Annotated in this window: 21 protein-coding genes; 15 read left to right on the plus strand and 6 right to left on the minus strand. The window is 35.7% G+C overall.

Going from position 1 to position 26,307, the window contains the following annotated elements; translation table 11 throughout:
* Positions 1–194: 194 nt before the first annotated feature.
* Positions 195–5,093, plus strand: a complete 4,899-nt coding sequence (locus JF259_RS07055; protein WP_199114609.1) for a LamG-like jellyroll fold domain-containing protein — start codon at positions 195–197, stop codon at positions 5,091–5,093.
* A 100-nt stretch (positions 5,094–5,193) separates the two neighbouring features.
* Here JF259_RS07055 and JF259_RS07060 read toward each other — a convergent pair whose 3' ends face one another.
* Together JF259_RS07060 and htpG are read right to left on the minus strand one after the other, a co-directional pair.
* Entirely contained in the window at positions 5,194–5,646 is a 453-nt protein-coding gene (locus tag JF259_RS07060) for an FKBP-type peptidyl-prolyl cis-trans isomerase (protein WP_199114610.1), read from the minus strand.
* 133 nt (positions 5,647–5,779) lie between these two features.
* Complete coding sequence (htpG, locus tag JF259_RS07065; protein ID WP_199114611.1) at positions 5,780–7,690, minus strand: molecular chaperone HtpG; 1,911 nt, start codon at positions 7,688–7,690, stop codon at positions 5,780–5,782.
* Positions 7,691–7,916: 226 nt separating this feature from the next.
* On the opposite strand from htpG, the gene JF259_RS07070 reads away from it, so the two are divergent.
* On the plus strand, positions 7,917–8,921 hold the full coding sequence (locus tag JF259_RS07070) for a 3-oxoacyl-ACP synthase III family protein (protein ID WP_199114612.1): 1,005 nt from the start codon (positions 7,917–7,919) through the stop codon (positions 8,919–8,921).
* Between the two features lie 762 nt (positions 8,922–9,683).
* Here the strand turns inward: JF259_RS07070 and JF259_RS07075 are convergent.
* Both JF259_RS07075 and JF259_RS07080 read right to left on the minus strand, forming a co-directional pair.
* On the minus strand, positions 9,684–12,134 hold the full coding sequence (locus tag JF259_RS07075; RefSeq protein WP_199114613.1) for an outer membrane beta-barrel family protein: 2,451 nt from the start codon (positions 12,132–12,134) through the stop codon (positions 9,684–9,686).
* A 253-nt stretch (positions 12,135–12,387) separates the two neighbouring features.
* Entirely contained in the window at positions 12,388–13,845 is a 1,458-nt protein-coding gene (locus tag JF259_RS07080) for a sodium:solute symporter (protein ID WP_199114614.1), read from the minus strand.
* A gap of 136 nt (positions 13,846–13,981) precedes the next feature.
* On the opposite strand from JF259_RS07080, the gene recR reads away from it, so the two are divergent.
* From recR to rimO, 13 genes are all read left to right on the plus strand, one after another.
* Entirely contained in the window at positions 13,982–14,599 is a 618-nt protein-coding gene (recR, locus tag JF259_RS07085; protein ID WP_199114615.1) for a recombination mediator RecR, read from the plus strand.
* A 91-nt stretch (positions 14,600–14,690) separates the two neighbouring features.
* The gene (locus JF259_RS07090) at positions 14,691–15,791 is read left to right on the plus strand and encodes a glycosyltransferase family 2 protein (protein ID WP_199114616.1); all 1,101 of its coding nucleotides are present in this window, start codon (positions 14,691–14,693) and stop codon (positions 15,789–15,791) included.
* 90 nt (positions 15,792–15,881) lie between these two features.
* The gene (locus JF259_RS07095) at positions 15,882–17,210 is read left to right on the plus strand and encodes a dihydrolipoamide acetyltransferase family protein (RefSeq protein ID WP_199114617.1); all 1,329 of its coding nucleotides are present in this window, start codon (positions 15,882–15,884) and stop codon (positions 17,208–17,210) included.
* Between the two features lie 104 nt (positions 17,211–17,314).
* Complete coding sequence (locus JF259_RS07100; protein ID WP_199114618.1) at positions 17,315–18,091, plus strand: 3'-5' exonuclease; 777 nt, start codon at positions 17,315–17,317, stop codon at positions 18,089–18,091.
* A gap of 63 nt (positions 18,092–18,154) precedes the next feature.
* Positions 18,155–18,766 (plus strand): fumarylacetoacetate hydrolase family protein, encoded by a 612-nt coding sequence (locus tag JF259_RS07105; protein WP_199114619.1) that lies wholly within the window; start codon positions 18,155–18,157, stop codon positions 18,764–18,766.
* A complete protein-coding gene (locus JF259_RS07110) occupies positions 18,767–19,108 on the plus strand; it encodes an Hpt domain-containing protein (protein WP_199114620.1) in 342 nt (113 codons plus the stop codon). It abuts the gene before it with no gap.
* Positions 19,109–19,111: 3 nt separating this feature from the next.
* Positions 19,112–20,365 carry a competence/damage-inducible protein A gene (locus JF259_RS07115; protein ID WP_199114621.1) on the plus strand — a complete coding sequence of 418 codons (1,254 nt, stop codon included), beginning with the start codon at positions 19,112–19,114 and terminating at the stop codon, positions 20,363–20,365.
* Between the two features lie 81 nt (positions 20,366–20,446).
* The gene (gene rpmB / locus JF259_RS07120) at positions 20,447–20,683 is read left to right on the plus strand and encodes a 50S ribosomal protein L28 (RefSeq protein WP_199114622.1); all 237 of its coding nucleotides are present in this window, start codon (positions 20,447–20,449) and stop codon (positions 20,681–20,683) included.
* 25 nt (positions 20,684–20,708) lie between these two features.
* Entirely contained in the window at positions 20,709–20,891 is a 183-nt protein-coding gene (gene rpmG, locus JF259_RS07125; RefSeq protein WP_042242510.1) for a 50S ribosomal protein L33, read from the plus strand.
* A gap of 50 nt (positions 20,892–20,941) precedes the next feature.
* Entirely contained in the window at positions 20,942–21,091 is a 150-nt protein-coding gene (locus JF259_RS07130) for a DUF4295 domain-containing protein (RefSeq protein WP_199114623.1), read from the plus strand.
* A gap of 274 nt (positions 21,092–21,365) precedes the next feature.
* On the plus strand, positions 21,366–22,319 hold the full coding sequence (ftsY, locus tag JF259_RS07135; RefSeq protein WP_199114624.1) for a signal recognition particle-docking protein FtsY: 954 nt from the start codon (positions 21,366–21,368) through the stop codon (positions 22,317–22,319).
* Between the two features lie 55 nt (positions 22,320–22,374).
* A complete protein-coding gene (locus tag JF259_RS07140; protein WP_199114625.1) occupies positions 22,375–22,803 on the plus strand; it encodes an SRPBCC family protein in 429 nt (142 codons plus the stop codon).
* Positions 22,804–22,873: 70 nt separating this feature from the next.
* Positions 22,874–24,184, plus strand: coding sequence for a 30S ribosomal protein S12 methylthiotransferase RimO (rimO, locus tag JF259_RS07145; RefSeq protein WP_199114626.1), 1,311 nt, complete (start codon positions 22,874–22,876; stop codon positions 24,182–24,184).
* Positions 24,185–24,458: 274 nt separating this feature from the next.
* Here rimO and JF259_RS07150 read toward each other — a convergent pair whose 3' ends face one another.
* On the minus strand, positions 24,459–24,803 hold the full coding sequence (locus JF259_RS07150) for a hypothetical protein (protein WP_199114627.1): 345 nt from the start codon (positions 24,801–24,803) through the stop codon (positions 24,459–24,461).
* Positions 24,804–24,982: 179 nt separating this feature from the next.
* Positions 24,983–26,245 (minus strand): carboxypeptidase-like regulatory domain-containing protein, encoded by a 1,263-nt coding sequence (locus JF259_RS07155; protein WP_199114628.1) that lies wholly within the window; start codon positions 26,243–26,245, stop codon positions 24,983–24,985.
* Positions 26,246–26,307: the final 62 nt, after the last annotated feature.

Below are 26,307 nucleotides of genomic sequence, written 5' to 3' on the forward strand. Positions count from 1 at the left end.
TGTGTGTTTAATCGTATTTTTGTGAGTTTTGTCTTGTTTTTTGTGTACTTCGTCGGGTTTAAGTGAACTTAATTATTATATTTGATCGGTAAATTGTTGTTTATTAGTTAATAATCCATATTTGTCTCTCTTTTATGCTCCTCAAATCAGTCTCTCACCAATTATCGGTTAAGTTTGTTTTATTGTTTTTTCTAATGAGTTTTATTGGATACTCACAAGATGAAATTCAAGTAGAAATTATTGGAGGTGCCATTGTTGTGGAATATGATATTATTACAATTACAGCAGGTAATGCCATTTCGTTTAGGATAACGAATACTGGTGCAAAGTCTAAGTGTGCTAACCTAAAAGTGGAAGATATAACCTTAGACCCTTCTACGGGCTTTAGTGTAACTCATAATGGTGTACCACAAAACATAAAACCTGACGCTTGTAAGAATGGCGATAAGTATATGGACTTTACCATAACGAATGATAGTGGTAATTGTGTTAACAGTACAGATGTAACTATACATTTAAATGGGAGTGGTGGAGACTTTGAGTTTGAATTCCATTTGTCTGGTACTCCAGAAATAAACGTTTTAGGGGGAAGCCCTTATGCAGACATTGCAAATGGATCGACTACAACTACAGCAGAGACAGGAACTTATTTTGGTGTGGTGGATCAAGGTAGTACTGTAACTCGAAATTATATTATTACAAGTACTGGAAGTTGTCCTTTAGACGTAACTGCAATTTCAAGTTCATTAGGTGATTTTTCTGTAGAGACAGATTTGATATTGCCAGATAGTTCGATAGACAACTTGCCGGTAAGTATTGATCCGGGATCTTATGTTATTTTTAGTGTTACTTTCTTGGCTCCAGTTTCCAGTGGTACACTTATCTCGACAATAAGTATTTCAAATTCAGATAATACAACATTTACTTTTGACGTTAGTGCAGAAATATTTGACTATAATATTCCGGGGCCTGGTGGTATAACGGCAGATTTTAGATTGTGGTTAAAATCGACACGAGGTGTTACAAGAGATGCTAATTCAAAAGTGGAAAAATGGTCCGATATAGGAACAAATGGAAAGCATGCCACACAGTCAAGCACAGCTAAGCGCCCCATTTATATTGATGATGCGGCTTCAAACATAAACTTTAATCCTGTTATACAATTTGAAAATAACGGAGGTAGCACTAATCAATACCTTTACAATAGTAGTAATGGCTTTTATAGTCAGGACATCTTTATTGTTATGGTACCAGATGTTGATGTATCCAGTGCGTCTGGGATGACCATTTTTTCAGGATCTATATCCGACATCATTACACCCGAGAATTATGTTGATGATTCAGATGATGTAACAGGTGTAGGAATGGGAGATTTTACATCTAATGTTACGGGCGAACGCTTATGGTATAATCAAGGTTCGTCGACCACAAATCCGTATTATAGTTTGCCAGCCTCTTCGTCTAGGGCCTATGATGTAGCGGGTATAATAAATGCACGTAATAAATCGGCAACCGCATCCGATGGTATGACCATTTTGTATAATTCTGTTGACGATACGCCTGTGGCCACACAAACTATTACGACGTTTCAGAACGTAGGGTATGTTGATACAGCACCAGATCCAGATGTTACTTGGGGAACACCATATAAAATTGGGATAAATGCGAATAGTAACTTTGGTAACCTTAATGGTCGCGTAGCAGAGATATTTACGTTCGCAGAACGTGTTTCTGATGCCGATAGACAGAAAATAGAGTCGTATTTAGCTATAAAATATGGTATTACCTTAGGGGCATCGACCGAAGCCCAAAAGAACTATGTTAATTCTTTCGATACAATTATATGGGATATAACAGCCAATGCAGGGTATAATTACCACGTTACTGGTATTGGTAGGGACTCTATTTCCGACTTAAATCAAAAGCAATCAAAAACACTTAATACTACTAATGAAGTTACAATAGGTTTAAACGGGATTTATTCAACAAATAATGCCAACATAAGTGAATTTATAGAAGATGGCGATTTTTTGGTTTGGGGAAGTAATAATAATGCGTATACGGGAACGAGTACAAATACGGTAACCATTGCTTCGGGATTAACAACATCTTTAACACGAATTGATAGGAAGTGGAAAATAGTTGAGTCTAAAGAATCTGTTAATGGTGATGTAGGGAAGGTATATGTTTCTATTCCTGTAGATGCATTTAGTAGTTTTTCTTTGGGTGCTGATGAAGAGTACGTATTGATTGTGGCTGATGCCGATAGTTTTTCCGACACGGATATTATTGATGTTATTCCCTTGGAATCTGATGGTAATTCAAATCTAGAAACTTGGTATGATTTTGATGGAACAAAATACTTTACCTTCGGTAGGGCTTCTAAGTTATCTGAAAATCACGCAATGCATATAGATTCTGACGATTATTTGGTTGGTGCATCCGATCTTAATTTGAATATTGATGCCTTTACCATTTCGGCATGGGTAAAATACAGTGTGTCGAGCTCAGATCCACGAACAATTGTGTCCAAAGGGAGCAAGCTGCAATTGCGAATTAATACTTCCGATCAAGTAGAGGTAATGGTCGATGATACGGTAACACCAAAATTCACGTCTACAATGCAGCTTAACGATGGAAAATGGCATCAAATAACACTTGTATATAATAGCGGTACGATTTTTCTATATGTTGATGGTGTTTTGGATAAATCTGAACTTAATGTAGTTGCACCATCCCTTAATTATAACCACTTTTCGGTAGGAGCCTTATATATTGATAAGAATACTATTGAAAACCCCTTAAAGGGAGATATTGATGAAGTTTATGTTTGGGATGAAGCATTAACAGAAGGGCAGATACGTTATTTAATGAATCAAGAAATAAGTAAGACAGGAGAGGGCTTGGTAGACGGTAAAATACTGCCTCAGGCAGTGGAAAGCAATGAAGTGGCAACCTTACAATGGAGTAAATTAAAGGCATATTATGATTTTAATTCATTTTACGGGTCAACGGCTGAAGGTCTAACAGATGATAGAAACTTTTTGCGTTTAAAGTACTTGGATAAGGACAAGGATTTGGCATCTAATCAAACAGCGCCTTTACCATATGTGTCCACGGCTAGTGGTGTTTGGGGTAATGCGGGAACTTGGCTTAACGGTGCAGATAATATCTTGCCAAATGCACTTAGTCTGGATGGGGAAACATATATTGATTGGAATATTGTTGAAACGAATCACGACATAAGCTCTGGTGATAAGGATATTACAGTTTTGGGGCTTATAAATGCTTCAGGGACGATAACTATAGCCGATCCAGTGGTTACATCCCCAATTGAAAATAATGATGGACAAAGTTTACGGGTGACGCATTATTTAGAAATAGATGGTGTCATAGATTTGGTGGGAGAATCACAACTTGTACAGGACGAAGGAAGTATTTTGGATGCCGATAGTGGGGGGTATATTGAAAGGGATCAACAAGGTACGGCCAACAGTTTTAACTATAATTATTGGTCTTCTTCGGTTAGTCCAATAACGGGTAATACAGGAACACGAGGAACGGGTGTAGAGAGTAATAATAGCAATTATACGGTTTCGGGAGTTTTATATGACGGAACCTCGTCTGATGCATACCAAAGTATAATGTTTGAGGCAGCAAAAAATGCAGCAGATTCTGATACCCCCTCTGATCCTAAGACTATCAGTACGCGATGGTTTTACAAGTTTTATGGGCCGCATAACAGTTATAGTGGCTGGTCAAAAATCAACCACTTATCATCGTTACAACCTGGTGAGGGCTTTACTATGAAGGGAACTTCTGGAGCTGCCGATCTTTTAACAAATCAGAACTATGTGTTTAAAGGATTGCCAAATAATGGCGATATTAGCTTGGAGTTGGATAAGTCTTCAGGTGACATGGAACGCTTAATAGGCAACCCGTATCCATCAGCAATTGATGCCGATGAATTTATTTTGGATAATATAAAAACAACCGAAACAATAAATGGAGAAGTAGGAAGAAATAGTGTTAACGTTATAAATGGGGCACTGTACTTTTGGCATCACTTTGGGGAGATTAATTCCCATCGTTTGTCCGATTATGTGGGGGGGTATGCTACTTATACGCTTATGGGAGGTACAGAGGCTTATTCTACCGATGACCGTATTGATAATTCCTCTCCAACAGTTGGAGGAGATAAAATCCCGGAGCGCTATATCCCTTTAAATCAAGGCTTTTTTGTGCGTACCTATTTGCCATCCGGAATCAGTGGGACAACTACGACGGTAGAAGGGGGCACAATTGTGTTTAAAAATAGTCAACGTGTGTTTGTAAGGGAAGATAGTACTGGTATAAATGAGGGTTCTATATTTTTTAAGCCAAGTAATACAAAGAAAGCAATAACAGAAAAGCCTAAGGACACCCGTCCAAAAATTAGGTTACGATTTATATCACCATTAGGCTTTCAAAGACAACTTTTGGTGGGGGCAGATAAAAATGCTACCAATGATTTTGATTTGGGATATGATGCGCCTCTTGCAGATATTAATAAGGACGATATGTATTGGATGCTTCATGGTGGTAAGTTTGTAATACAGGGAGTTGGTGGTTTTGAAGCAAATCAAGAATTGCCCTTGGGACTAAGTGTTAATCAGTCTGGTGTGGTTTCAATAAAAATTGATGCTATTGAGAATTTGGATTCAGATTTGGCTGTTTATATAAAGGATGGTGTTACTGGAGAAACACATCAAATAAACAATGAGCCGTATGAGGTTTATTTGGATGTTGGAGAATATGAGAGTAGATTTTCATTAGTGCTTAAACCAAAGCAAGTAGATGATGAGGTGTCCCCGATAGATGATTATGTTGTTTATTTTGATCCTGAGACGTCTTCACTAATTATTAAGCCCAAAGGGCAAACGGAGGTGTTTAATGTTATGCTATATAACTTCTTTGGAAAACGCGTGAAGACAAATAAGGTTAGAGTCAATAAAATGACAAAACTTAAAAAACCAAAGTCAGGCATTTACATATTAAGGTTTAATGCTGGTAATAGGGTGATAAGTAAAAAAATTCTAATTAAGAAACAATAATCATGTATAGGTCTTAAAGCTTGACCATAGCATAAAGTAAAACAAACAGCCCCGAATATTTTACATTCGGGGCTGTTTGTTTTAAGGAACGTATGTTCTATTAGTTTACAGAAATTAAGTTGATTTCAAAAATAAGAACAGATCCGCCAGGGATACCATTATAATAGTTGTTACCATAACCTAAATGAGCTGGAATTAAAAGCATGCCGCTGCCACCTTCCTTGAAATAAGTGATGCCTTCGGTCCAACCACTTATTACCTGTTGTAAGTTAAATGAAATACCTTCAGTACTACTTTGGTCAAAAACATTACCGTTGGTAAAGTAACCTTTATAGGCAACGGTTACATCTGAGGTAAATGCGGGTTGGGTACCGGTACCTGGTTCGTTAATGATATAATACAAGCCAGAGCTGCTTTTTTCGGCAGTTAAATTGTTGTCTGCTAAATAGTTCTTAATTTCTTCGTCGTTTTTAGAAACAAAATCGGTTGTTTCTTTTTTTGAGCATGATAGTGCGATAACGCATGTTACTATGGCAATTAATGTTTTTTTCATTTTCATTTTCTTTTTTTTCAAGAAGCAAATATAGGTAATTTGTATTCGTGCTTTAAAAAGTAAAACCACCCTGTTATTGCAGAGTGGTTTTGTTTAAGTTTCTTAGTATTTAAAATTAAAATGTTCTAAAATCTTATTTGATCATTTCGTAGCTACGCTTAATAAAGTTGGTTAGTTCTTCACCTTTTAAAAGCCCTTGGGAAAGGCGAGCTAAATCTAATCCTTGCTTGATTAAGCGTTCTTGTTTTTTTCGGGTTTTAGTTGCGAGAATATCGCTTACCAATTCTGAGTTTGTGTTTACAACAAGATTGTACATTTCTGGCATATTGCCCATACCAAACATGCCGCCACCACCTGTTGCTTGCATTTCCTTCATACGGCGCATAAACTCAGGTTGTGTAATCATAAATGGCGAATCGTTACTGTCCATAGCTTCCAATTGAACCATGAATTTCTCTGATGGAATAACTTCTTTAAGCAATTCGTCAAGCGTTTTAGTCTGTTCCTCATCTAGTTTGGAAATCGTAGTATCATCTTTTTTGATCAACTTGTCAATGTGATCTGCATCAACACGGGCAAAAGAAATATTTTCTTTAGATGTTTCTAATTTTTGCATTAAGTGCGATACTATTGGCGAATCTAATAACAACACTTCATAACCTTTTGCTTTGGCAGTTTCGATGTAACTATGCTGCTCATCTTTGTTGGACGCGTATAGGATAACCAATTTGTCATCTTTGTCAGTTTGTTTTGCTTTAATTTTATTATACAGTTCTTCATAGGTATAATAAGATCCGTCAACCGTAGGATATAGAGCAAAAGCATCTGCCTTTTCGAAGAATTTTTCTTCAGAAAGCATACCGTACTCAATTACGATCTTAATATCGTTCCATTTAGCTTCAAAATCTTCTCTGTTATTGTTGAAGAGAGATTTTAGTTTGTCGGCTACCTTACGGGTAATATAAGATGAAATCTTCTTTACGGCGCCATCGGCCTGTAAATACGAACGCGATACGTTTAATGGTATGTCTGGCGAATCGATAACACCACGTAGCATAGTCAAGAATTCTGGAACAATACCTTCCACATTGTCCGTAACAAAAACTTGATTTTGATAGAGCTGGATTCTGTCCTTCTGCATGTTTAAATCCTGTGTCATTTTAGGGAAGTACAGGATCCCGGTCAAATTAAACGGGTAATCCACATTTAGATGGATATTGAATAATGGCTCTTCAAATTGCATGGGGTACAATTCCCTATAGAAGTCTTTGTAATCTTGTTCTTCTAGATCCGAAGGTTGTTTAGTCCAAGCTGGATTTGGGTTATTTATAATATCGTCTACAGTAATTTTCTTGTGCGGCTCGGTCGTTTCCTTTCCGTCTTTGTCCGTTGTGGTTTTGGGTGTAAAGTCAGGATCATTAATCTCCTTTGTTCCAAATTTAATTGGAATAGGCATAAATTTGTTATACTTTAATAACAGTTCACGAATACGACTCTCTTCTAAAAACTCTGTGGAATCTTCGGCAATATGAAGTATAATTTCAGAGCCTCTATTGGTTTTATCTGAAGCCTCTAGGGTGAATTCCGGGCTGCCATCGCAAGTCCAGTGTGCAGCGGCTTCATCTTTATAAGATTTAGTAATGATCTCAACTTTATTGGCAACCATAAATGCAGAATAGAAGCCCAGTCCAAAATGACCTATAATGCCAGAATCTTTAGCAGAATCTTTATACTTGTCTAAAAATTCTTCAGCACCAGAAAAAGCAACTTCATTGATGTATTTTTCAACTTCATCAGCTGTCATTCCAATTCCTTGGTCTATAATGTGCAGCTTCTTGCCTTCTTTATCTATTTTAACTTCAATTTGAGGGTTGCCATATTCAACTTTTGCCTCTCCAATACTAGTGAGGTGCTTTAATTTTAATGTAGCATCTGTAGCATTACTTATTAATTCACGTAAAAAGATTTCGTGATCACTATACAAGAATTTTTTAATAAGTGGAAAGATGTTTTCTACCGATACATTAATATTTCCTTTTGTCATAATTCAATAAATTTATTAGGTGTTCTTCAAGAAATGCTCGAAAAATTAGTTATTTGCTTAATTACATAACAGGTCAGGGCAACAAAAATGCCAATTGTTAAAAGGTGACAAACTGACATTTATTGAGGTTTAAAAGTGTGTAACAGTTCGTATTTCAGGATTTAATTTTGTATTTTTCTGGAACAGAAAAACAAGAATGAAAGTGTAAATTAAAAAAGCAGGTGTCATGTATAATTCGAAAATAATTGGTTTAGGGAAATACGTTCCTGATAATGTGGTGACAAATGACGATTTGTCAAAGATGATGGATACCAGCGATGCTTGGATTCAAGAGCGAACAGGTATAAAGGAGCGTCGATGGATCGATAAAAGTACTGGTGATACTTCGGCTGTTATGGGGGCTAAGGCAGCTAAAATTGCTATAGACCGAGCGGGATTAACTAAAGATGATATCGACTTTATTGTTTTTGCAACGTTGAGCCCCGATTATTATTTCCCGGGTTGTGGGGTGCAAATTCAAGATATGCTAGATATGCCAACAGTGGGGGCCTTAGATGTAAGAAACCAATGTTCTGGATTTGTGTATGCATTGTCTGTTGCCGATCAGTTTATAAAGACAGGTATGTATAAAAATATTTTGGTTATAGGAGCAGAATATCATAGTAATGGGTTAGATAAAACCACGCGAGGTAGAGGGGTGACTGTTATTTTTGGAGACGGAGCTGGTGCTTGTGTATTGTCAAGAGAAGAAGATAGTAACAAAGGAATTTTGTCTACTCACTTGCATAGTGAAGGAAAGTATGCCGAAAAATTGATGGTAGCATCACCGAGTATTGCGCATTGGGTACCTGAAATTTTAGAATCTAAAAATGAAGATCTGTCCTATTTTCCATATATGGATGGCACCTTTGTGTTTAAGCATGCCGTGATTCGATTTAGTGAGGTTATTATGGAAGCACTAGAAAAAAATGGCCTAGCACAAGAAGATATTGATATGCTTATTCCCCATCAAGCAAATTTACGTATTGCGCAATATATCCAGAAAAAATTTGGTTTAAACGATAGTCAGGTGTTTAATAATATTATGAAATATGGAAATACTACTGCAGCTTCTGTGATTATAGCACTTACCGAAGCTTGGGAAGAAGGTGAAATTAAAGAGGGCGATATAGTGGTTTTAGCGGCTTTTGGTAGTGGTTTTACCTGGGGAAGCGCAATTATAAGATGGTAATGGAGGCTAATCAAATAAGAACAAAAAATCCGAAACTATAAGTCTCGGATTTTTCTAGCTATTAATCAACTCCAACTAACACTATTTCTAATGCGAAGGATCTAATAATTAGACGTAAAAAAGACTATAATATTGCATGAAATACAATATTTAACATTTTTTAACATTGAAGTGATTTAAACTTTTACAAATTGGCTAAAAAATTGCCGGTTTGCACCCATATTTTGTCTTTTTATCGTCACATAGCCCTGCTATGCGATTCAAAAAAGCCTTTGTCTGGTCACAAACCCATAAATTTTAGCTTCAATCCAAAAAGTTTAAACCACTTCATTCTAAAAAGCTAAAAACTCGAAGTTAATTGGCTTCGAGTTTTTGCTTATACTAATCTTTTTCGAAATTTATTAATATGTAGGTGACTAACTCTAAATAATTATTGTTTGTTTCGGTTAGATAGTATATGGTCACAACGTATGCTTTTGATAATTATTGTGTTATGTGTTTGTTTTTTTAAAATATTGTATAAAAAATACCCCCACAAGAAGATTTTGTGGGGGTATTCATATATGCTATTATATCAATATTTTTGGGGCGATTAGCAATTGAAGATAACTTTTTTAATTAAGTGACTAATTCAAATAAAAATTCGATATTCATGCTAATGGAGGTGCTAGTTACAATTAAAATTGATTACAGGTAAATAAATAGCTTTTATTATACGAATATTCAGTTATTGTTAATTATTTAACAAGTGTGGTGAGGGGGTTATAAAAATCCACCACTGTCTTTGGTTTCATTGTTATCCCTGCTTTTCCTTTTAAGTGCTTGATTTTTTTCTCCCCCAAATCGATAAGAGAAACCAATGTAGGCAGTTCTACTTTCCCAGTTAAACTGTCCGTTAGAGGGGTAGGGCGTTTTGGCATCGAATTTAAATCGCATGCCTTTAAAGATGTCATTTACCCTAAAGCTTATGGAGCCTTTGCTTTTTAAGATGTTGAGGCTGGCACCAGCATTTAGCATAGACATAGAGCTAACATCAAATTGAATGCTTCTTCCGCCTCCAGTGAACATGTAAAATAATTGAAACCGTAAGTTTTTTGTTGCTGTAAAGTTGTTGTTAATACGAGCATTAAAAGCATTGTTGGTAACTTCCAACTGTTCGCCGTTTGCAATGCCAGATTGCTTTTGTAGGTATAGGTCTGTACTTGCATTAGTACTCCACCATTTGGTTATTTTGTAATTGGCAGCTACCTCAAAACCATACCGGTTGGTGTTGTTGTAATTGGAAAACGTAAGTAATACTTTATCTTCATCAAATGGATCTTTATTGACAATTCTGTTAATGGTGCCATTCACACGACGATAAAATGTACCGAATGATAACGATCCTTTTTTTAGCTGTCTCGTGTAATTAAATTCAAAAGAGTTGGTGAATTGAGGGTTTAGGTTTGGGTTTCCAACACTAGTAACACGAGGGGTGGCCCACTGTCGAATGGGATTTATTTGTCCTAGAGAAGGACGGTCTACGCGTCTGCTATAGCTAATTTGAAACTGGTTCTTTTCGGTTGGGTTATAAGTAATGAATGCTGATGGATACACCGAAAAAATAGCATCATCTACACTTAGCTTGTCAGAACCTTTATAAAAGTCGCCCTCAATTTCGTATTGTTCAAAACGGGCACCCAATTGTATGGAAATTGTTTTGAATTCATGATTGTAATTGGCATAAGCCGAGTAGATGTTTCTATTATAGGTAAACGAAATATTTGGGGTATCCTGTGTTTCAAAGCCACCATTGCCATCTGGGATTTGGTTTCCAGAGCCGTCTAAAACAAATTCGTGTTGGGAGGAATCCGAATCATTTTCCGTTTTGTTCAATCGGTATTCAAGCCCTAATTCCAGTTTGCTTTTTTCTGATAATGGATTTGTATAATCCAGATTAATCAGCGTATTGTTGCTAATGTTGTTTATGTCGTTTGTGTAATTTAGAAAAGGATCTGAAGGATCTATATATTCTTCAGAAATGGCGTTTTCGGTTCCTTTTAGTTTGGAGTAATTAGATTCAAAATCAATTTTGTGTCCTTCTTTATCAAAATCTAATCGATAGTTAAAATTATAGGTTTGTTCGTAGTTGTCGTTAATTGAAATATTTGTGTTGTCAGTTGTAAGGGTATTGTCGTCTTGAATTTTAACGTTTCCCATTCCTTCGCTGTCAAAGTAGTTTTGTATAGTGTAAATGGAAAATGTATTGTTGTCATCTGCAAAAAAATCAATACCGAATTTTGCTAAATGAGATTCCGTGTCATTTTGGAATTTAAAATCTTGAAGCGAATTGTTACCATCTCTTTCAACAAAACCATTATTGTCAGATTTACCACTATTGGAGCCGTAATTTGTGTAAAAATTTAATTTCCCAGTTTTATAATTCATACCTACAGAACCGTTAAATCTTGTGTTAATACCTTGCGTTATGCCAGTGTCAATATTTCCGTTAAAGCCCTGATTTGCATTTTTGTGTAAAATAATGTTTATAATGCCACTCATGCCCTCGGGGTTGTATTTAGCAGATGGATTGGTAATGAGTTCTATTTGCTTTATAGAAGAAGAAGGTATTTGTTTTAGGAGCTGAGAGACACTTACGTTACTTGGTTTGCCGTCTATTAAAACACGAACGTTCTCATTTCCCCTCAGGCTTAAGTTTCCCGTTTGGGAATCGACACTAACAGATTGTATGTTGTTAAGCAATTCGGATGCTGTGGTTCCCGCCGAGGTTAAATCCTTACCGACGTTAATAACTTTGCGATCTATTTTCTGAACAACACTGGAGGTTTCGGCAATAACGGTAACTTCGTCTAGGCCCTCTGCGGCTTCTTCTAATAGGATATTGCCTAAATTGATTTTGTAGCTTCCTTTTCCAATAGCTATTTCTTTGCTAATGGTCTTGTAGCCTATATATTGAATGTTTACTATAAAGTTGCCTTCTGCAATTTTTAGAATTTCGAAGGTGCCATCTTCATTGGTGATGCCTCCAGTTAAAGTTTCACCAGAAGTTTTTTTTACAATAACATTTACATAAGGTAAAGGTTGCTGTAGTTTAGCGTCTAATACTTTTCCAGTGATTGAGCCTGTTTTGTCAATAGCTTTTTCTGGAGTAAAAGCGAATGTTTTAATGCTTAAAAAGAATATGAGTAAGCATATATAGTGTGATTTTTTCATTTATGTTATTTTTTTCGATTGATGATTTTCCTATAAGACTTGAAATTACCCGTTCTGTTACCATGATTTATTCATCTTAACATCTTTTTAACATTTATGTGTAAAAACATTGTTGCTTCGTGCAGTACCAAGGGATTGGGTAGATTTTCTAATGGCACAATGCAAAAGTTTCCAGATGTGGGGGCAACGTTGCATTAGGCAGTAAAACCTTCAGAAAATATAGGTTGAGTGGTTGATACGATACTGTTCGGTGTTATTTTTTGCGAATTAGCATTAAACCAATAAAAGTCAATAATCCATTAATTGGTAAAAGTTCATAACCCAATACATAGCCACCCAATCTTTCTGGTGGAATTTTTCCTATAATGGTTATTAGTATAACAGAACATAGTGCAACTAACCATACATACTTGTCTTTTACTTTATATTTTGTGAAAATACCAAAAGCAAATAGCCCCAGTAATGGTCCGTAGGTATAACCTGCAACAGTTAATAAACTATCAATAACATTGCTGTTGAGGACATATTTAAAGATAATGATAACAATGATTAGTAAAATGCTCATGCCAATGTGTGCTTTTTTTCTAATACTTTTTTGAAGAGCTTTTGGCTTTTTGTCTATATCTAAAAAGTCTATACAAAAGGATGTGGTTAATGAGGTTAACGCACTGTCTGCACTACTATAGGCCGCAGCAATTAAACCTAGCATAAATGTAATAGCCAGCGTAATTCCTAAGCCGCTGTTTAAGGCAATTTCGGGAAATAGTAAATCGGTTTTAGGTTTGCCATCCATTAGCGGAATGGCTATGTTGTGTTTATTTGCGTAAATGTATAGTAAGGCGCCTAAGAGCATGAATAAAAGTGTTACAAAAACCAATACAATGCTAAATGAGACCATATTTTTCTGGGCATCTTTCAAGGATTTACAGGTTAGGTTTTTTTGCATCATATCTTGATCTAAACCTGTCATGCATATTGTAATAAACATACCGCCTACAAACGATTTAACAAAATGACTTCGTTCTAAAAAACTGTCGGTAACAAATATTTTGCTATAGGTTTTCAATTCGTTTGATGCCAAAAATTCTCCAAAACTCCAGCCTAAACTTTCATTTATAAAATAAATAGATAGTACTACAGCTAAAATCATAAATAATGTTTGTAAAGTATCTGTCCACACAATAGTTTTTATACCACCTTTGTTGGTGTAAATCCATATGAGTAAGATAGAAATGACAACGGTGATTTCAAACGGAACATGCCATGCGTTGAATACAAATTGCTGTAGCACAATAGCTACCAAAAATAGCCTAAAAGCAGCTCCTAAAACTCTAGAAACAAAAAAGAAAAAGGCCCCAGTTTTATGACTAACAACCCCAAAGCGTTGTAATAAATACTCGTAAATAGATGTGACATTAAGCTTGTAGTAAATAGGTAATAAAACGTAAGCGACAATAAAGTATCCAAACATATACCCTAAAACCACTTGGAAATAGCTAAACTGCGATCCTTCTATCCATCCTGGAACCGATATGAAGGTTACGCCAGAAAGGGAGGCGCCTACCATGCCAAATGCAACTAAATACCACGGTGATTGTTTTCCTGCTTTAAAAAAATCCTCATTATTGTCATTCTTTCCCGTAAAGTAAGAGATTACTAAAAGCATTCCGAAATAGGCAGCTATTAGTAGTAAGATTTGTGTTGCAGTCATAAGTAAAAGTAGTAGGTGTTATATATAGGTTTTCAAATTACAAATATTAAGCTTCAAGTTCCAAATCTAATACTACGTATTTAAAAGAACGCTTTAAAATTAGTGAATTTCGAGTCTAAATGGTAATTTCGCATTTATGGAATTTTCATCAAAACTATTAGAGCGAGCTGTTAACGAGATGTCACAATTACCTGGTATTGGTAAGCGAACAGCATTGCGTTTGGTGTTACATTTGTTAAGGCAGCCAAAGGAGCAAACTGTAATGTTATCTGAAGCATTGAAGCGAATGCGCCAAGATGTTAAATTCTGTAAATCTTGTCATAATATTAGTGATGTTGACCTTTGTGAAATTTGTGCAAGTTCAAATAGAAATGAATCTGTTGTTTGCGTAGTGGAAGATGTTAGAGATGTTATGGCAATTGAGAACACAAGCTCTTTTAAAGGGCTGTATCATGTTTTGGGAGGGAAAATATCGCCAATGGACGGTATAGGCCCCCACGATTTAAACATTGAATCATTAGTGAAAAAAATTAAGCAAGGGGAAATAAAAGAACTCATTTTTGCGTTAAGCTCTACTATGGAAGGAGACACGACCAATTTTTACATTTATAAGCAAATTCAAGATTGTAAAGTTTACACAACAACCATTGCCCGGGGGATTGCAGTGGGCGACGAACTAGAGTATGCCGATGAGGTTACTTTAGGGAGGAGTATAGTAAACAGAATACCTTTTGAAAACTCCTTGAAATCGTAATCTATTTAAATGTGTAAAGCGAAACCTTTTACGAACAAGGTATTAAGTCGTTTAAAAATGCACCTGACCTTTTAAAGCATCCATTGAATACGTGAAACTCTCAATTGTTATACTAAATTATAATGTTAGGTACTTCTTGGAGCTTTGTTTAAAAAGTGTACAAGAAGCTGTTAAAGGCATAGACGCAGAAATCATTGTCGTGGATAATGATTCGAGCGATAACAGTTGTGATATGGTAAAACAACTGTTTCCAGATGTTGTACTTATAAAAAATGCAAGTAACTATGGGTTTTCTAAAGCAAACAATATAGGAGTTTCAAAAGCCAAGGGCGATTATGTTTGTGTTTTAAATCCCGATACAGTAGTACCTGAAGATATTTTTATAAAACTTTTAGACTTTTCAAAAACAAAGGAACAACTAGGAATTGTTGGCTGTAAATTAATTGATGGAAGTGGACGTTATTTGCCCGAAAGCAAACGTAATGTGCCTTTTTTAAGAAGAGCTTTCAAAAAATTATTGGGGAGCACTAAGGATTATTATGCCAACCAACTATGTGATGGTGCTGTTGGAAAGGTAGATGTGTTGGTGGGAGCGTTTATGTTTATGAAACGAGAGCTCTATGTTTCCATGGGAGGATTCGATGAAGATTATTTTATGTATGGCGAAGATATCGATTTGTCATATAAAGTTTTGAGATCTGGATTCCATAATTATTACTATGGGAACGCTACAGTTATCCACTTTAAAGGTGAAAGCACAATTAGGGATAAGTTCTATACACAGCGTTTTTATGGAGCTATGCAAATATTTTACGAAAAACATTTTAAAAGGAATTTGCTTTTCGATATGTTTGTTTGGCTAGGAATTAAAATAGCTTGCTTTTTTGGAAGACTACCAAAAGCAAAAAAGATAAAACAGGTAGGTAAATATATATTGATGTCAAATAAATTGGATGATAAATTACAAGCTGTTTTATCAAAGGAAGTGGTTTTGGCATTACACTTAAAAGGTGTTGATACTGCATCAGAAGTAATTTTTGATGCGAACGTGCTTAGTTATAAGGAAGTTATTAATATGATGGAAAATGGAAGTGAAAGTAAATATGTAACTTATAAAATATTGCCTAAAAAAGCTAATTTTGTTTTGGGTAGTGATAATGCGATAAGCAAGGGTGAGGTTATTTTATTTTGATGAGGTTATTTTGTAAATAATTTAAAGAAAACAATGTTTTTTCGTTAATTTTGCAAGCAAAAATAAAAAAATAAGTATTAGGTTATTGATATGGCAAGATTTGAGCTTAAGTTACCAAAAATGGGAGAGAGTGTTGCAGAGGCAACTATAACATCTTGGTTAAAAGATGTTGGAGACACTATAGAACTTGATGAGGCAGTTGTGGAAATAGCTACAGATAAAGTGGATAGTGAGGTGCCTAGTGAAGTTGATGGTGTTTTGGTTGAAAAACTTTTTAATGTTGACGATGTAGTGCAAGTTGGGCAGATAATAGCTGTTATTGAGACCGAAGGAGATATAGATGGAGCTGAGGAAAATAAAGAGGTCGAATCTGTACCAAGTGAAGCAGTAGCGCAGGTAGAGCAGACCCTAGTAGTGGCTAAAGAAACGGTTGCTTCGGTAAGCTCGGGCACTAGCCGTTTTTATTCGCCTTTGGTTAAAAATATAGCCAAGCAAGAAGGTGTCTCGCAAGCAGAGTTGGACAAACTTACAGGTAGCGGGAAAGACGGACGTGTTACTAAAAATGATATTTTAAATTATATAGAAAATAGGGGGGCAACAAAAGAAGAAGTTTCGGTGCAGGAAGAAATAAAAGCAGCTTCGGCCGTTCAAGAAAAGCGAGAGGATTCAATACCTAAAAAAGATACAGTTGCTCCAGTTATAGTAAGTGGTGAAGATGAGATAGTCGAGATGACCAGAATGGGTAAGCTTATTGCACATCATATGGTTGAGTCTGTCAAAACTTCGGCTCATGTACAAAGTTTTATTGAAGCAGATGTTACCAATATTTGGAATTGGAGAAAGAAGGTGAAAGATGCGTTTATGAAACGAGAAGGTGAAAATTTAACCTTTACACCTATTTTTATGGAAGCCGTGGCCAAAGCACTTAGGGATTACCCTATGATGAATATTTCAGTTCAAGGCGATACCATTGTTAAGAAGAAAAATATTAATTTGGGTATGGCGGCAGCCTTGTCGGATGGTAATTTAATTGTGCCAGTTATAAAAAATGCCGATCAACTTAATTTGGTGGGAATGACCAAACAAGTTAACGATTTGGCTAATCGTGCGCGAACCAATCAATTAAAACCAGATGATATACAAGGAGGAACTTATACAGTTACCAATGTGGGGACTTTTGGAAGCATAATGGGTACGCCAATCATTAATCAACCGCAAGTAGGTATTTTGGCATTAGGAGCTATACGAAAAGTGCCAGCCGTTATAGAAACGCCAGAAGGTGACTTTATAGGTATTCGCTACAAGATGTTCTTGTCACATTCCTATGACCATCGTGTGGTAAATGGGGCGCTTGGCGGACAGTTTGTTAAAGCCGTTAAAGATTATTTAGAAGCTTGGGATGTAAAAAGAGAGATTTAGGGCTCTATACGATTGTAAGAAAAGTTAAATCCAGCCCAAAACGGTTGGATTTTTATTTCCTACACTTTTCAATTTAGTATATTTACCCCTTTAAACTTTAGCAGATGCAACTTAATTTAAATAAACCTATTTGTTTTTTCGACCTTGAAACAACTGGGGTTAATATATCACAAGATCGAATTGTAGAAATTTCAATTTTAAAGGTGTTTCCAGATGGAAAAGAAGAAAGCAGAACATGGTTGGTTAACCCAGAAATGCCAATTCCAAAAGAAGTAACTGCAATTCATGGGATTTCGGATGCCGATGTTGCCGATAAACCAACCTTTAAAGAGCTTGCAAAAGAGGTTCATAATATGATTAAGGATTCCGATTTGGGAGGCTTTAATTCCAATAGGTTTGATATCCCGCTATTGGCTGAAGAAATGTTGCGAGCGGAAATAGATTTTGATATGAAAAATCGTGTAGCTATCGATGTGCAAACTATTTTTCATAAAATGGAACAGCGTACCTTGAGTGCGGCTTACAAATTCTATTGCCATAAAGATTTGGATGGCGCCCATAGTGCCGAAGCAGATACTAGGGCAACTTACGAGGTGTTAAAAGCACAAGTGGATAAATACGATGAGATAGAGAACGATACTAAGTTTTTGGCTGAATTTAGTTCCAGAAAAAACTTTGCCGATTTCGCCGGGTTTATAGCCTATAATAAAAAAGGAGAAGAATGCTTTTCTTTTGGAAAACATAAGGGAAAGCTTGTAACAGAGGTTTTGGAGAAAGAACCTGGTTATTTTGGGTGGTTGCTTAATGCCGATTTTCCTTTGTATACAAAAAAAGTGCTTACAGCTATTAAGCTTAGAAGTCTTAATAATAAATTAAGTTAGTTCTCTAAAAGAGTATCAATTATTTTAAAGCGATGCGTTCCCAAAAACAAAATTTAAATGTAAATGAAGCTTATTTGCGTAGGTAGAAACTATACGGAGCATATAAGGGAGTTGGATAATGAAAAACCCACCGATCCCGTAATCTTTTTAAAGCCCGACACAGCCATATTACTTAAGAAACAGCCGTTTTTTATCCCGGATTTTTCCAACAATGTACATTATGAAGTTGAAGTACTGGTTAAGATTAATAGAGTAGGGAAATACATAGACAAGAAATTTGCACATAAATACTACAGCGAAATAGGTTTGGGTATCGATTTTACGGCTCGAGATTTACAAAGTAAGTTAAAAGAAAAAGGATTGCCTTGGGAAAAAGCAAAGGCTTTTGATGGTTCAGCTGTTGTTGGTAAATGGTTGCCTGTAAGCGATATTGAAGACGTAAATGGGATTGAATTTTCTTTAAAAAAGAATGAAAAAATTGTACAAATGGGAAATACAAGCCATATGCTTTGGAAAATTGATGAATTAATAGAATATGTGTCTAAATATTTCACTTTAAAGATAGGAGATATTATCTTTACGGGAACTCCGGCAGGAGTTGGTAAAGTCGATGTCAATGATAAATTAAAAGGGTTCATAGAAGACAAAGAAATGTTTTCAATAACAGTTAAATAAATGGGAAATTTTTACAAACTAGATAGGGTACGTGAATTAGCTGATAATGATGAGGATTTCATCTTAACCTTGGCAGAAACATTTTTAGAAGAAGTGGCAGAAGATGCCGAACGATTAAAAAAAGCAGTGGGCGAAGGCGATTGCCACAATGCTTACCAAGCAGCACATAAGATGAAGCCTACCATAGATTTATTTCAATTAGGGGTACTTGACGATTTGATAGAGGTGCAAGATTGGGGAAAGTTTGAAAAAAGAGATTTGGATATTACTCCTAAGTTAGAAATTGTTATGAATGCGGTTAACAATGCTATTGCTGAAATAAAGTCTGACTTTAATTTGTAAAAGATGCAGGCCGAAATTATAACGATAGGAGATGAGCTCTTAATTGGGCAAGTTGTAGATACTAATTCGGCATTTATAGCAAAGTCACTTAATAAGATAGGTGTTTCAGTCTATCAAATTACTTCGGTTCAAGACGATAAAGCACATATTCTTAATGCGCTGGAAGAAGCAGAAGCCCATGTAGACATTGTAATTATAACGGGAGGACTAGGGCCGACCAAAGATGATATTACTAAAAAAACCATTGCCGAGTACTTTAATGACAGTTTGGTCCGAGATGCTTCAGTTTTAGAGAATATTGAATCCATTTGGAAAAACTACACAAGACAAACACTGTTACAGGTAAATAAAGATCAAGCTTTGGTGCCGTCTACGGCAACCGTGCTAATGAATAAGTATGGCACAGCACCTGGTATGTGGCTTGAAAAAGGAGAAAAAGTATTCGTGTCACTTCCTGGAGTGCCTTTCGAAATGAGGGCTTTATTGGAAAACGAAGTCATTCCTAAATTAACAGGTAAATTTCACTTTCCGTTTATTCTTCACAAAACAATGTTGGTATATGGTTTGGGTGAAAGTACCTTGGCAGATAGAATTGCTGTATGGGAAGATGCATTACCACCGCATATTAAATTGGCTTATTTGCCAAGTTTAGGTAAAATGCGATTGCGCTTATCGGCTAAAGGTTTTGATGAATTCCAAATAAAAAAAGACGTTCAAGACCAAATAGATAAAGTTGTCCCCTTGATTAAAGATGTCTATTTTGGTTTAGAAGATGAGGAAGGGGATCTCGAAGTTATTATAGCGAGGCAACTTACTAGAACGGGGATGAGTTTGGCGATAGCCGAAAGTTGTACAGGAGGCAGTTTGGCTAAATGTTTTACATCGAAGCCTGGGGCGTCTTTGTATTTTAAAGGAGGTGTGGTGACTTATGCAACACAGTCTAAAGTAGATCTTCTAGGTGTGCCAGAAGAACTTATCAAAACCCATTCAGTTGTTAGTGCCCCAGTTGCAGAGTCTATGGCCCAAAATGTACTTCGACTGTTTAAATCCGATTTTGCCATTGCTACTACGGGTAATGCCGGCCCAACAAAAGGAGATAGTGATGCCGAAGTGGGAGATGTTTTTATTGCCATAGCGACAAAGAATAAGGTTTACTCAGAGAAATTCAATCTGGGAAACCACCGTACTAAAGTTGTAAATAAGTCGGTGCATAAAGCCTTAGAATTGCTATTAAAAGAAATTTTAAAAAATAGATAACAAATTGGTTGTCATAAAATAAAGATTTTGTATATTTGCACCTCGTTTTTAAATAACAAAATATATTTAAAGTTATAGATAATGTCAAGAGTTTGTGAACTTACAGGGAAGAAGGCAATGGTTGGTAACAACGTGTCTCATGCATTAAACAGAACTAAACGCAAATTTAATGCGAATTTAGTAAAGAAACGTTTTTACATTCCAGAAGAAGACAACTGGATAACTTTAAAAGTTTCTACATCTGCTTTAAAAACTATAAATAAAATAGGTATTTCTGCAGCAATTAAGGAAGCTAAGTCTAAAGGGTTTTTAAAATAATAGCTGTATTTAATAAGTAAAAGAAATGGCAAAGAAAGGCAACAGAATACAAGTAATATTAGAATGTACAGAGCATAAGGAGTCTGGTAAACCAGGAACTTCTAGATATATTACAACTAAGAATAAGAAAAATACGCCTGATAGAATGGAGTTAAAGAAATTTAACCCAATATTAAAGCGTATGACAGTTCACAAAGAAATTAAATAATATAGATATTTTCATTTATTTATTGAAAATGTCGAATAACGCATAAAGTCATGGCAAAAAAAGCAGTAGCATCATTACAGACAGGGTCAAAGAGATTAACAAAAGCAATAAAAATGGTTAAGTCTCCAAAAACAGGAGCTTACATGTTTGTAGAATCTATAATGAGCCCAGACGAAGTTAACGACTTTTTAAAAAAGTAGTCTGTTAAAACCTTTTTATAACGATATTTAAAAGCAGCTTTCTATATGGAAGCTGCTTTTGTTTTATATTTGTACAGAGCTTTAAGGACAAATAGTATAGAGTTTATAAACTCCCTTGGTGATTAATGGTAACTTCCATGTTTATTGGATTCAAACTATCTAGAGAATGACCTAGGAAGTATTTGTTAGAAAACATTTTAATTTTGAGACAAGCCTTAGAGCATTTAAATCTCGATTATCGAGTAAATAATATATCAACAAATAATTTTAAAAAATGAGTTTTTTTAAAAAAATATTTTCATCAGAAAAAAAAGAAACATTAGATAAAGGTCTGGAAAAATCCAAAACCAGTTTTTTTGGAAAGTTAAGCAAAGTCGTTGCCGGAAAGTCTAAAGTAGATGATGAGGTGTTGGATGACCTTGAGGAAGTGTTGGTTTCTAGTGATGTTGGTGTAAATACAACTTTAAAAGTAATAGAGCGTATTGAAGAGCGTGTTGCCAAGGATAAATATTTGGGAACCGATGAGCTTAATAAAATCTTACGCGAAGAAATAGCGAGTTTGTTAAGTGAAACGAACCTTGGAGAGGAAACCGAGTTTACGGTACCTCAGGATAAAAAACCATATGTTATTATGGTGGTTGGTGTTAATGGTGTGGGGAAAACAACAACAATAGGCAAATTAGCTTACCAGTTTAAGAAACAGGGGCTTAATGTGGTTCTTGGAGCAGCCGATACGTTTAGGGCAGCTGCAATCGATCAGCTTCAAGTTTGGGCAGATCGTGTAGATGTGCCAATAATAAAACAGTCTATGGGGAGTGATCCAGCATCGGTAGCTTTCGATACATTGCAAAGTGCCGTAAATCAAAATGCCGATGTTGTGATAATAGATACTGCGGGACGATTGCATAATAAAGTAAATTTGATGAATGAGCTTACCAAAGTGAAACGTGTTATGCAAAAAGTAGTAGAAGGAACACCTAACGATGTATTGTTGGTGTTGGATGGATCTACGGGACAAAACGCCTTTGAGCAAGCTAAACAGTTTACAGCAGCAACAGAGGTGAGCTCGTTGGCAGTAACTAAATTAGATGGTACAGCCAAAGGCGGTGTAGTTATTGGTATTAGCGATCAGTTTAAAATTCCTGTAAAATACATAGGAGTAGGAGAAGGTATTGAAGACTTACAGGTATTCAATAAATTTGAGTTTGTTGATTCATTTTTTAAGTAAGCGTATCGTTTCTCTGTAGATAGGGATTTCAGTATCTAAGTAAATCATATCCGTTGTGAGCTTCGCCATATATCATAATTTTGTCATAAATACTTCCTGTAAAGAGGTATTCCATGCAATTTCACAGCCCAATCATCTCGATAAATGGTGGACGCTCAAAAGTTCTGGAACCCCAAAGTTAGGTGCTGTTTATAATTTGAATTTTACAGACAAGTACGATTGGTATAGCATAGTTTCTAAATTTGATACCAACACATCAATCCATTTTAAAATGACGAAGGCTGATGCGGATTGGAATGCAACAACTTTTGGGTTTGATCTGGAAACTAGAAATAACCAGACTTTGGTTAGGTTCAGTCATGTTAACTGGCCTTATCAGAACGATCATTTTAAGCATTCTTCATTTAGTTGGGCATTGCTGCTTAAGGGCTTAAAAGATTATGTAGAAGAAGGTATTGTTGTACCTTTTGAAAAGCGCAGTTGACCAATTAGAGCTATTGGTGACTAATTATCCATAAGCATTACGTATCTTTGCGCCCTGATTTACAAAAGATATGCGCACAAAATCCCTTAAAAAAAATAAGATAAACGTCGTAACATTAGGTTGTAGTAAGAATGTTTACGACAGTGAAGTGTTGATGGGGCAACTTCAAGCAAGTGGGAAAGAAGTCGTTCACGAAGAGGAAGGTAATATTGTTGTTATTAATACCTGTGGCTTCATTAATAACGCCAAAGAAGAAAGTGTCAATACTATACTGGAGTTCGTTCAGAAAAAAGAAGAAGGAGCGGTTGATAAGGTATTTGTTACAGGATGCTTAAGCGAACGTTATAAACCAGACTTAGAAAAAGAAATCCCTAACGTAGATGAGTATTTCGGAACTACCGAACTTCCTGGTTTACTTAAAGCTTTGGGCGCAGATTATAAACATGAATTAATAGGGGAGCGCCTAACAACCACGCCAAAAAACTATGCTTATTTGAAAATAGCCGAGGGGTGTGACAGACCTTGTAGTTTTTGTGCCATTCCCTTAATGAGGGGGAAACATAAAAGTACTCCCATTGAAGAAGTAGTCTTAGAAGCAGAAAAACTAGCTGCCAAAGGCGTAAAAGAGTTGATTCTTATTGCGCAAGATTTAACATATTATGGCCTTGATCTCTATAAAAAAAGAAACCTTGCAGAGTTGTTGGAGGCTTTGGTTAAAGTAGAAGGTATTGAGTGGATTCGTTTACACTATGCCTTTCCAACGGGCTTTCCAATGGATGTTTTGGAGGTTATGAACCGCGAACCTAAAATATGTAACTACATAGATATACCATTGCAACATATTAGCGATTCGATATTAAAAAGTATGCGTAGGGGAACCACAAAAGAAAAGACAACACAACTACTACAGGACTTTCGAAAAGCGGTGCCTAATATGACTATCCGTACCACGCTTATTGTTGGATATCCCGGGGAGACCGAAGCAGATTTTCAGATTTTAAAGAATTGGGTGCAAGAGATGCGTTTTGAGCGTTTGGGTTGTTTTACCTACTCGCATGAAGAAAATACACATGCCTATAATCTAGAAGATGACGTGCCGGAAGAAATTAAGCGGGAACGCGCTAACGAGATTATGGAAATACAATCACAAATTTCTTGGGAATTGAACCAAGAAAAAATAGGACAGGAATTTAAAGTGGTTATCGACAGAAAAGAAGGTAACTATTTTATAGGGCGTACTGAATTTGATTCACCAGATGTGGATAACGAAGTTTTGATAGATGCTACTGAAACCTATTTAAAAACAGGTGAGTATACAACCGTGCGTATCACAGATGCAGCCGATTTTGATCTCTATGGGGACGTGGTAATAAAAGGTTAGGTTGTTTTTCCTGAGTTTGTAATACGATAGTGTTGTTTTAGAGTTGTTAAGGTCTGGTTAGTACGCATGCTGTAATTTTGTGCTTTATATTGCAGTTTTCAAGAGGTATTGAATCTTTTTTTATTGAAGTGGTTTAAACTTTTTGGATTGAAGCTAAAATTGATGGGTTTGTGACCAGATGAAGGCTTTTTTGAGTCGCATAGCAGGGCTACGTGACGATAAAAGGACAAAATATGGGTGCAAACCGGCAATTTTTTAGCCAATTTGTAAAAGTTTAAATCACTTCATTGTAAGAATAAATTAATAAAAGAATCCCTAAAATAAATATAGGGAAACCTAGAATGACGGTTACATTACCGTAAGACCATATTAGCCAAGCCGTGAGAAATAGGAGGATCCACCACGTTGTTAAAAAAATGCCAGCCTTCTTTTCATTGTTCCACAAGTAATAATAACCAATTAAAAACCAAGCATACAGCAGGAATACCATGAAGATTCCGAAATTAGATTCTCTGAAGTCAGGGTTGTAGGGAGGGAATGCTTCATCGATAAAGATCAAGGTGTAAATAAAGGCTGCTATGGTTGTTAAGATGCGTAAAATATTTCTAAATAGATTCACATGACATTTATTTTAGGGTTAACAGGCCCTAGATCAATTGGTGGACTGATTCAGGTAAAATTGGGATACGAATGTGCAATCGATACTTTTAAGCAAGCATCACTAGCAAGTAACTTGAAAGTAAAATGTTTTTCAATTTGCTACTTTTTATACTTATAAGTATAAAAAACATGGTTAATTTAACTGCGTTTTAATTGTCTTTGTATCTTTTTAATAGCCGATTCGATCGATTTTTCAGGTTCTATGATGTTATACTCGCCCCAAAATTGAGGATCAGAGAAGCCCGATACTTGATCAATTAATATCGTTGTGGGGTGTAATCTGTTGCTCTTGACATTTTTTGCGAACTTAGAGTCGCTAATTTTCCAGTCGGTTATAGCCATTTCACTATTAAGGGTGTAAACACTGTTAAAGAGCTTGCCTTTCCAGTTTACTTTGAATGTTAATAGAATATTGCTGTAGGCATAATGCCATTTGCCGTTTTGCGTTCTGTAGTTTACCCTGTAATTGGCTTCAGTAGGATATACATCGACCTTTCTGGGTTTTTTGCGTACAAACATCTGACTGGATAGGGTTTTGTTTTCAACATTTAAACTATAAACAGCGCTTGTTAAAGCAAGGTTCTTGGCGTCTATATAAAGCTTGCCGTAATATAGGGGCGTGATAACATGAGGTTTCTGTTTAAAATTTACAACATATACAAGGTTCTCGTCTATTTGTGTGGAGGGTGCAAAACTAAAATCGTAAAGTTCGATATCCTCATCAGTAAATATAAACTCTGGGTATTTCATGATATCTGTATATAAATTACCAAACGGACCGCCTTGTAATTTTAATGCTATAGTATCCAGTCTAGAGTAATTTGTATTTTTTCTCGCTTTAATTAGATTAATGCCATCTTTTTTAAAGCTGTTATATGGTTGTTTTTGTATTTGCACCACTGCTTCCGATAATGAGGCATTTTTGCGTCTTTTTTTAATGGTTTCCCTATAAAACGCAGTCATTTCTGTATTGGAGTTATTGTAAAGGGTGCTCTTGTTTTTTAAGGCAGCTAGAAACAAGGATTTAGCATCTTTTGGCAAGGTAATCTGTATTACATCTAATTGTGTAGGTGTTGGTTCCATATCAATTTTTTCATTGTTGCCAATGGTCGATATTTTTAGCTCTTTTTTGTGATAACCTAATCGTGAAATCGTTAGGTGCCCATCTAAAAAAGATTCAGGTACTTTTAAAATAAAATCACCATCAGAATTAGATATGGTGCTAATATTTGTGTTATTGATAACGAGGTCGGCGAATATTAATGGCTCATTGGTATTGCTGTCAATTATTTTACCTTTAAGCTCCTTAAAGGATGTATCAGCTTGCGCGTAAATGCTTGATGTATTACAGATGAAAATTAGGCAGCACGCGGTAAATAATATGAGGAATTTATTTTTCATGACTCCTAGCGTTTAAATTGAAAATTCGTGCTAATAAGTTACGAAATTTAGTGCAAAAGGCA

It is taken from the genome of Snuella sedimenti (assembly GCF_016428595.1).
Classification (GTDB): domain Bacteria; phylum Bacteroidota; class Bacteroidia; order Flavobacteriales; family Flavobacteriaceae; genus Snuella; species Snuella sedimenti.